The organism is Neobacillus sp. 19 (assembly GCF_049463095.1).
GTDB lineage: Bacteria > Bacillota > Bacilli > Bacillales > Cytobacillaceae > Neobacillus.
On record NZ_JBMPZU010000008.1, the window covers coordinates 1 to 9145 of the forward strand.

The following is a 9145-nucleotide window of genomic DNA, read 5'->3' on the forward strand; positions in this document are numbered from 1 at the left end:
AACCAACGTCACCAACTTTAACTACACCACGCTCAACACGGCCTGTAGCAACAGTTCCACGACCAGTGATTGAGAATACATCCTCAACTGGCATCATGAACGGCTTGTCAGTGTCACGAGTTGGAGTTGGGATGAATTCGTCAACTGCAGCCATAAGCTCAACAACTTTTTCTTCCCATTCTGCTTCGCCTTCTAATGCTTTAAGAGCAGAACCTTTGATAACTGGAGTGTCATCGCCAGGGAAATCGTATTCAGTTAATAGATCACGGATTTCCATTTCTACTAATTCAAGAAGTTCTTCGTCGTCAACCATGTCACACTTGTTCATGAAAACAACAAGGTATGGAACACCTACTTGGCGAGAAAGAAGGATGTGCTCACGAGTTTGTGGCATTGGACCATCAGTTGCAGATACAACTAGGATACCACCGTCCATTTGAGCTGCACCAGTGATCATGTTTTTAACATAGTCAGCGTGTCCTGGGCAGTCAACGTGTGCGTAGTGACGATTGTCAGTTTCGTACTCAACGTGTGAAGTAGAGATTGTGATTCCACGCTCTTTTTCTTCTGGAGCACCATCGATTTGATCGTAACCGCGAGCTTCTGCTTTACCAGATTTAGCAAGAACAGAAGTGATTGCAGCTGTTAAAGTAGTTTTACCATGGTCAACGTGACCAATTGTACCAATGTTAACGTGTGGCTTTGAACGGTCGAATTTAGCTTTTGCCATTTGGAAAATCCTCCTTTGGATTATAAAAGTTTAAGTATATTTTATAGAAACTGCGAATAGGAATATTCCAATTTCACAGTTTCTATGCTTACATTAGTAGTTATACTTTAAAGATGACTGAAAATCAATTATTCACCTTTATTTTTTTTGATGATTTCTTCAGAAATTGATTTTGGTACTTCTTCATAGTGATCAAAGTGCATGGAGAATACTCCACGGCCTTGTGTACTTGAACGAAGTGCTGTTGCATAACCAAACATTTCTGAAAGTGGAACCATTGCACGAACCACTTGAGCATTACCGCGTGCATCCATACCTTCAACACGGCCACGGCGAGCAGTAACTTGGCCCATAATATCACCAAGGTATTCTTCAGGGATTACAACTTCTACCCTCATAACAGGCTCTAGGATACATGGTTGACACTTAGAAGCAGCATTTTTAAGAGCCATGGAAGCGGCAATCTTAAACGCCATTTCAGAGGAGTCAACATCATGGTAAGATCCATCGAACAATCTTGCTTTAATATCCACTAATGGATAACCCGCAAGAACACCGCGACCAAGGGCATCTTCTAAACCAGCTTGTACCGCAGGGATGTATTCACGAGGAACGACACCACCGACAATACCGTTTTCGAATTCGAAGCCTTTTCCTGCTTCATTTGGAGAGAATTCGATCCAAACGTGTCCGTATTGTCCGCGACCACCAGATTGACGTGCAAACTTACCTTCAACTTGCGCTGAACCTTTGAAAGTTTCACGGTAAGCAACCTGTGGAGCACCTACGTTAGCTTCGACTTTAAATTCACGACGCATACGATCGACAATGATGTCAAGGTGAAGCTCACCCATACCAGCAATGATAACTTGTCCAGTTTCCTGGTCAGTATGTGCACGGAATGTTGGATCTTCTTCTTGAAGTTTTTGTAATGCAGTCGTCATTTTGTCTTGGTCTGCTTTAGATTTTGGTTCAACTGAAAGTTCAATAACTGGCTCAGGGAATTGCATTGACTCAAGGATAACAAGGTTTTTCTCGTCACAAAGAGTATCACCAGTCGTTGTATCTTTCAAACCTACAGCTGCTGCAATGTCACCGGCATGAACAATTGAAATTTCTTGACGGCTGTTTGCATGCATTTGCAGGATACGTCCAATACGCTCACGCTTACGTTTTGTAGAGTTTTGGACATATGAGCCAGACTCTAACGTACCAGAGTAAACGCGGAAGAACGTTAATTTACCAACATAAGGGTCAGTCATAACTTTGAACGCTAGCGCCGCAAATGGCTCTTCGTCACTAGAATGACGTTCAACAATTACTTCTTCATCATCCACATCATGACCTTTAATCGCAGGTACATCTAATGGAGATGGAAGGTAATCGATAACAGCATCCAACATTAATTGAACACCTTTGTTTTTAAATGCTGATCCACAGATTACTGGATAGAATTCAACATTAACTGTACCTTGACGAATCGCTGCTTTAAGCTCTTCTTTAGTGATTTCTTCACCGCTAAGGTATTTTTCCATTAATTCTTCATCTAGTTCAGCTACTGCTTCAACTAATTTTTCACGGTATTCTTCAGCTAATTCTCGGTGTTCTTCAGGAATTTCCCCTACTTCAATATCAGTACCTAAGTCATTACCATAGAATACTGCGTTCATTTCCACAAGGTCAATAATCCCTGAGAATTGATCTTCAGCACCGATTGGCAGCTGAATTGGGTGTGCATTTGCTTGCAGACGGTCATGGATTGTTCCTACAGAATATAGGAAGTCAGCTCCGATTTTATCCATCTTGTTTACGAATACTACACGTGGTACTCCGTAGGTTGTTGCTTGACGCCAAACTGTTTCAGTTTGCGGCTCAACACCTGATTGTGCATCTAGAACAGCTACCGCACCATCAAGTACACGCAGGGAACGTTCAACTTCAACTGTGAAGTCTACGTGTCCTGGTGTGTCAATGATATTAACACGGTGTCCTTTCCATGATGCAGTTGTTGCAGCGGAAGTGATTGTAATTCCGCGTTCTTGTTCCTGCTCCATCCAGTCCATCTGAGATGCGCCTTCATGTGTTTCACCGATTTTATGAATCTTACCAGTGTAGTAAAGGACGCGCTCAGTGGTCGTCGTTTTACCGGCATCGATGTGTGCCATGATACCGATATTACGAGTGTTTTCTAAGGAGAACTCTCTTGCCATTGGGTCTTTCTCCTTCCTAGTATGAAAGTTGTTTTATATTGAAGGTTAAATTACCAACGATAGTGAGCAAACGCTTTGTTTGCTTCTGCCATTTTGTGTGTATCTTCACGCTTCTTAACTGATGCGCCAGTGTTGTTAGCTGCATCCATGATTTCGTTTGCTAAACGCTCTTCCATCGTTTTTTCACCGCGAAGACGTGAATAATTAACCAACCAGCGAAGACCAAGAGTTGTACGGCGGTCAGGACGCACCTCAACTGGAACTTGGTAGTTTGCACCACCGACACGGCGAGCTCTAACTTCAAGTACAGGCATGATGTTCTTCATCGCTGCATCGAAGATTTCCATTGGCTCTTTGCCAGAACGTTCACGAATGGTGTTAAACGCTGAGTAAAGAATTTCTTGTGATTTACCTCTTTTACCGTCAATCATCATTTTGTTGATTAGACGAGTAACTAATTTTGAATTATATAATGGATCTGGTAAAACGTCTCTTTTTGCTACAGGACCTTTACGTGGCATGTATTTTCCTCCTTTCGAAGAAGCTTCTATTTAAATTAATGTGATTATTTTTTTGCTGCTTTTGGTCTCTTAGTACCATATTTAGAGCGGCCTTGCATACGGTTGTTTACACCCGCAGTATCAAGTGCTCCACGTACGATGTGGTAACGTACCCCTGGTAAGTCTTTTACACGTCCTCCACGAATAAGAACAACGCTGTGCTCTTGAAGGTTGTGGCCAATACCAGGAATGTATGCTGTCACCTCAATACCGTTTGTCAAACGTACACGAGCATATTTACGTAACGCTGAGTTCGGTTTCTTTGGAGTCATTGTACCAACACGAGTACATACTCCGCGTTTTTGTGGTGAAGATACATTTGTTTGTGATTTCTTAAAGCTGTTATAACCTTTATTTAGCGCTGGAGATTTTGACTTCTCAGCCGTTGATTGACGAGGCTTGCGCACTAGTTGGTTAATAGTAGGCATGATTTGTTTCCTCCCTTCATTATTTGTAAGCCCACACATCCAGGTGGTTCATTTTTTTGCAAAAACAAAGTTTTTGCAGACTACTCTATCTACAAAAACAGTTTTTAACGGATAATGGCAACAGCTGCCGCGCCCACTTCAATCCCACATGCTTTGCCGAGTTTTTTCATCGAATCTACATATAGGACCGGAACATCTGCTAAGAGTGCTTCACCAATGACCTTTGCCGTAACCTTCGGTTCCGCATCGTTTGCAACAACTAACTCTTGCACTAGATTTTCCTTAAGCGCTTTTACTGTTTGTTTCGTTCCTATAACAGTACGTTGCGCCTGTAATACTTTTTCATAAGACATATTATCATATCCTCCAAAGTATCAGGTGAATAGGAGCACCTTTGATATAGTAACATCTTCGTTAAAAGATGTCAACTCATGATTTTACTTTTTTATACATGTGTTATTTTATCTCTTCTTTAAAACGCGGTACTCGCCTTTTAGCAAGTACCGCTCAAATATTGGATTAATCAATCGTTACAGTTTCTTCGGATGTCGTATCGCGAAGTACAGGCTCCGCTTTGCGGTAGCGCTGCATGCCTGTTCCAGCTGGTACAAGCTTACCGATAATGACATTTTCCTTCAGACCAAGCAATTCATCGCGTTTGCCTTTGATCGCTGCATCTGTAAGAACTCTTGTCGTTTCTTGGAACGATGCCGCAGACAAGAAGGAATCTGTTTCAAGTGAAGCTTTTGTAATACCGAGTAATACTGGACGTCCTGTTGCAGGTAATTTACCTTCAATCAGCGCCTTTTCATTCGCATCAGTAAACTGATGAATATCAAGGAGTGTACCTGGAAGCACATCTGTTTCACCGGCATCGCTGACACGAATTTTACGCAGCATCTGACGAACCATTACTTCGACGTGCTTATCGCCAATTTCAACACCCTGCATGCGGTAAACCTTTTGAACTTCACGCAATAGGTATTCTTGAACAGATGTAACGTCTTTTACTTTAATTAATTCTTTCGGATCAATTGAACCTTCAGTTAGTTCCTGACCGCGTTCAACGTGATCATTGACAGCTACTTTTAAGCGTGCTGTATATGGAGCATTGTAGGTACGAGATTCAACTTCACCTTGTACGACGATTTCATGCTGGCGGTCGCGTCCTTCGTTAATGCCGACAACGACACCTTCTATTTCTGAAATAACCGCTACACCTTTAGGGTTACGCGCTTCAAAGATCTCTTGGATACGCGGTAAACCTTGGGTAATATCGTCTCCCGCAACACCGCCTGTATGGAACGTACGCATCGTTAACTGTGTTCCCGGCTCCCCGATGGATTGGGCAGCAATAATACCAACTGCTTCACCAACCTCAACCTCTTGACCTGTTGCCAAGTTGCGGCCATAACACTTCTTACATACGCCATGACGAGTATTACATGTAAACGCAGAGCGGATTTTTACTTCTTCAATACCTGCTCCAACAATGGTTTCTGCTAAATCTTCCGTGATTAAGCCGTTTTCAGGAACGAGTACTTCTTTTGTTTCAGGATGCTTGATGGCTTTACGGGCATAACGGCCAATTAAGCGCTCATCTAATCCCTCGATGATTTCTGTACCGTCTTTTAAAGCACTGATGGTAAATCCACGATCGGTGCCGCAATCATCTTCACGGACAATAACATCTTGGGCAACGTCTACAAGTCGGCGTGTTAAGTAACCAGAGTCAGCTGTCTTAAGAGCTGTATCTGCAAGACCTTTACGAGCACCGTGTGTGGAAATAAAGTACTCTAATACGGTTAAACCTTCACGGAAACTTGATTTAATCGGCAATTCAATGATACGTCCAGCCGGGTTGGCCATTAGTCCGCGCATACCTGCAAGCTGTGTAAAGTTAGAGGCATTACCACGGGCACCGGAATCACTCATCATAAAGATTGGATTCGTCTTATTCAAGGATTTCATCAGTTTACCTTGAATGGTATCCTTCGCGGCACTCCAGATCGCAATAACACGATCATAACGCTCATCTTCCGTGATCAAACCACGTCTGAATTGCTTCATCACGTTATCTACTTTACCTTGAGCATCATGAAGAATTTGCTGCTTCTCTCCTAGTACAACGATATCCGCCACACCAACAGTAATACCTGCCTTGGTGGAATGCTTAAATCCTAGGTCCTTCATCCGGTCAAGCATTTTAGACGTTTCGGTAATTTTGAACCGTTTGAATACCTCAGCAATGATATTTCCAAGGATTTTCTTTTTGAATGGATCAATTAACGGCATTTCTTTAATTTTCGCTTTGACGTCTTCACCTTTTTCAACGAAATACTTCGCAGGTGTTTCGACTTCTAAATTATGTCGTGTCGGCTCATTGATATATGGGAATGACTTTGGAAGTATTTCATTAAAAATAAGCTTACCAACAGTTGTAATCAACAGCTTATTATTTTGTTCTTCCGTAAATGTTTCATTTTCCAATGATCCAGCATGTACAGCCACACGTGTATGGTAGTGAACATACCCGTTCTGGTAAGCAAGGATAGCTTCACTTGTATCTTTAAAAACCATCCCTTCACCAATCGTACCTTCACGCTCCAGTGTCAAGTAATAGTTTCCTAATACCATGTCCTGGGATGGAGTAACAACCGGCTTACCATCTTTAGGGTTCAAGATATTTTGAGCTGCAAGCATCAATAGACGAGCTTCTGCTTGTGCTTCCGATGAAAGCGGTACGTGAACAGCCATTTGGTCACCATCGAAATCCGCATTGTATGCAGTACATACGAGTGGATGGAGGCGAATCGCCCGTCCTTCGACAAGTGTTGGTTCAAATGCCTGAATTCCTAATCTATGCAATGTAGGGGCACGGTTTAATAAAACCGGATGCTCTCTGATTACATCTTCAAGTACGTCCCACACATCAGGAGATACCCGCTCTATTTTACGCTTAGCAGACTTGATGTTGTGAGCCAGGCCTTTTTCGACAAGCTCCTTCATAACAAACGGCTTGAATAGTTCCAAAGCCATTTCTTTCGGAAGACCGCACTGATACATTTTTAAATTCGGGCCTACAACAATTACGGAACGGCCGGAATAGTCAACACGTTTTCCAAGCAGGTTTTGACGGAAACGGCCTTGTTTCCCTTTTAACATATGTGATAGTGACTTTAACGGACGGTTACCAGGACCAGTAACAGGTCGGCCGCGGCGGCCGTTATCGATTAGGGCATCTACCGCTTCTTGAAGCATCCGCTTTTCATTCTGAACGATAATACTTGGTGCACCAAGATCCAATAAACGCTTTAAGCGGTTGTTACGGTTGATGACACGACGATAAAGATCGTTTAGGTCAGATGTCGCAAATCTTCCCCGTCCAATTGAACCATTGGACGAAGTTCAGGAGGAATGACAGGAAGAACATCAAGAATCATCCATGACGGAGCATTGCCTGATCCGCGGAATGCCTCTAACACTTCCAGGCGCTTAATCGCACGCGTACGCCGCTGGCCTTGTGCTGTCTTTAATTCTTCTTTTAAAATGTCGACTTCTTTATTTAAATCAATATCGGAAAGAAGCTTTTTAATCGCTTCAGCACCCATGGCAGCTTGGAATTTGTTTCCGTACTTTTCACGATATGCCCGATATTCCTTTTCGGATAGTAGCTGTTTCTTATCAAGGGCTGTATCACCTGATTCTGTTACCACATAAGAAGCAAAGTAAATGACTTCTTCCAAAGCACGCGGTGACATGTCTAAAACAAGACCCATCCGGCTTGGAATCCCTTTAAAGTACCAAATATGTGAAACAGGTGCAGCAAGTTCGATATGACCCATACGTTCACGGCGAACCTTTGCACGTGTTACTTCTACACCGCAGCGGTCACAAACGACGCCTTTATAACGGACACGCTTATATTTTCCGCAATGACATTCCCAATCCTTTGTGGGACCGAAAATACGTTCACAGAATAAGCCGTCTTTTTCAGGCTTTAACGTACGATAGTTAATGGTTTCTGGCTTTTTCACTTCTCCGAATGACCACGAACGGATCTTATCCGGTGAAGCAAGGCCAATTTTCATATACTCAAAATTATTAACGTCTAACAAGGGGCCTACCTCCCTTTTGATCTCCAGGTTCTACCCTTAGTGCGTTTAAAAGCTCCAAGCGCACGAACTAACGTGCGCTGAAGCAAAAAAGATGATTTGCTTATTCTTTTGAACCAACTTTTTCTGATTCTAAGTTTTGTGTTTCAGGCACGATGTTTAATGTATCGACTTGCTGTAAGTCGTCTTCATCCTCCATATCGCGCATTTCTATCTCTTCTTCATCGCCGGAAAGGATTTTTACATCCATACCAAGACTTTGAAGTTCTTTAATTAATACTTTGAATGACTCAGGAACGCCTGGTTCAGGGACATTCTCGCCCTTGACAATGGCTTCATATGTTTTCACACGGCCAACCACGTCATCTGATTTAACGGTCAGAATTTCTTGAAGTGTATATGCTGCACCGTACGCTTCAAGTGCCCAAACCTCCATCTCACCAAAGCGCTGTCCGCCGAATTGAGCTTTACCGCCAAGAGGCTGCTGTGTAACAAGTGAGTATGGTCCAGTTGAACGTGCATGGAGCTTATCGTCAACCATGTGTGCAAGTTTAATCATATACATAACACCAACAGAGACACGGTTATCGAATGGCTCGCCGGAGCGTCCATCATAAAGGACAGTTTTCGCATCGCGTGACATACCAGCCTCTTCAATTGTATCCCACACATCTTCCTCAGTTGCTCCGTCAAATACCGGAGATGCCACGTGAATACCAAGGTAGCGTGCCGCCATTCCAAGATGAAGTTCTAACACCTGACCAATGTTCATCCGTGATGGAACCCCTAAAGGATTCAACATGATGTCAACAGGTGTACCATCGGGTAAATAAGGCATATCCTCTTCAGGTAAAATCCGGGAAATAACCCCTTTATTACCGTGGCGTCCAGCCATTTTATCCCCTTGATGGATCTTACGCTTCTGAACGATATAGACACGGACAAGCTGGTTTACACCCGGTGGAAGTTCATCGCCGTCTTCACTGAAGCGGCGCACGAAAAACGCGAAAGCGTTTCACGATAAATGCGAAAACGCCTATCTAGGTCGTCGGGTTTGGGGTTAATATCGGTTCGTCATAACTGAACGAAGTAGATGTACATA

At 43.1% G+C, this 9145-nt stretch carries 5 protein-coding genes and 2 pseudogenes; all 7 read right to left on the minus strand.

The window, feature by feature from the left end; genetic code table 11:
- Positions 1 to 730, minus strand: a 730-nt coding sequence (locus ACO1D1_RS01275; protein WP_423334669.1) for an elongation factor Tu, incomplete at its 3' end; no start/stop codon positions are given.
- Positions 731 to 858: 128 nt separating this feature from the next.
- The gene (gene fusA / locus ACO1D1_RS01280; RefSeq protein WP_149868106.1) at positions 859 to 2940 is read right to left on the minus strand and encodes an elongation factor G; all 2082 of its coding nucleotides are present in this window, start codon (positions 2938 to 2940) and stop codon (positions 859 to 861) included.
- A 50-nt stretch (positions 2941 to 2990) separates the two neighbouring features.
- Complete coding sequence (gene rpsG, locus ACO1D1_RS01285; protein WP_149868105.1) at positions 2991 to 3461, minus strand: 30S ribosomal protein S7; 471 nt, start codon at positions 3459 to 3461, stop codon at positions 2991 to 2993.
- A 44-nt stretch (positions 3462 to 3505) separates the two neighbouring features.
- On the minus strand, positions 3506 to 3928 hold the full coding sequence (gene rpsL / locus ACO1D1_RS01290; RefSeq protein WP_066321257.1) for a 30S ribosomal protein S12: 423 nt from the start codon (positions 3926 to 3928) through the stop codon (positions 3506 to 3508).
- A gap of 104 nt (positions 3929 to 4032) precedes the next feature.
- Positions 4033 to 4281, minus strand: coding sequence for a 50S ribosomal protein L7ae-like protein (locus ACO1D1_RS01295; protein WP_149868104.1), 249 nt, complete (start codon positions 4279 to 4281; stop codon positions 4033 to 4035).
- A 166-nt stretch (positions 4282 to 4447) separates the two neighbouring features.
- Positions 4448 to 8046: pseudogene (gene rpoC, locus ACO1D1_RS01300) on the minus strand (DNA-directed RNA polymerase subunit beta').
- Positions 8047 to 8146: 100 nt separating this feature from the next.
- Positions 8147 to 9025: pseudogene (locus ACO1D1_RS01305) on the minus strand (DNA-directed RNA polymerase subunit beta); the annotation flags it as partial.
- Between the last annotated feature and the right edge of the window lie 120 nt (positions 9026 to 9145).

Bases quoted from the DNA above. Each gene is read 5' to 3' on its own strand.
- fusA (WP_149868106.1), bottom strand. From the start codon at position 2,940: ATGGCAAGAGAGTTCTCCTTAGAAAACACTCGTAATATCGGTATCATG.
- rpsG (WP_149868105.1), bottom strand. From the start codon at position 3,461: ATGCCACGTAAAGGTCCTGTAGCAAAAAGAGACGTTTTACCAGATCCA.
- rpsL (WP_066321257.1), bottom strand. From the start codon at position 3,928: ATGCCTACTATTAACCAACTAGTGCGCAAGCCTCGTCAATCAACGGCT.
- ACO1D1_RS01295 (WP_149868104.1), bottom strand. From the start codon at position 4,281: ATGTCTTATGAAAAAGTATTACAGGCGCAACGTACTGTTATAGGAACG.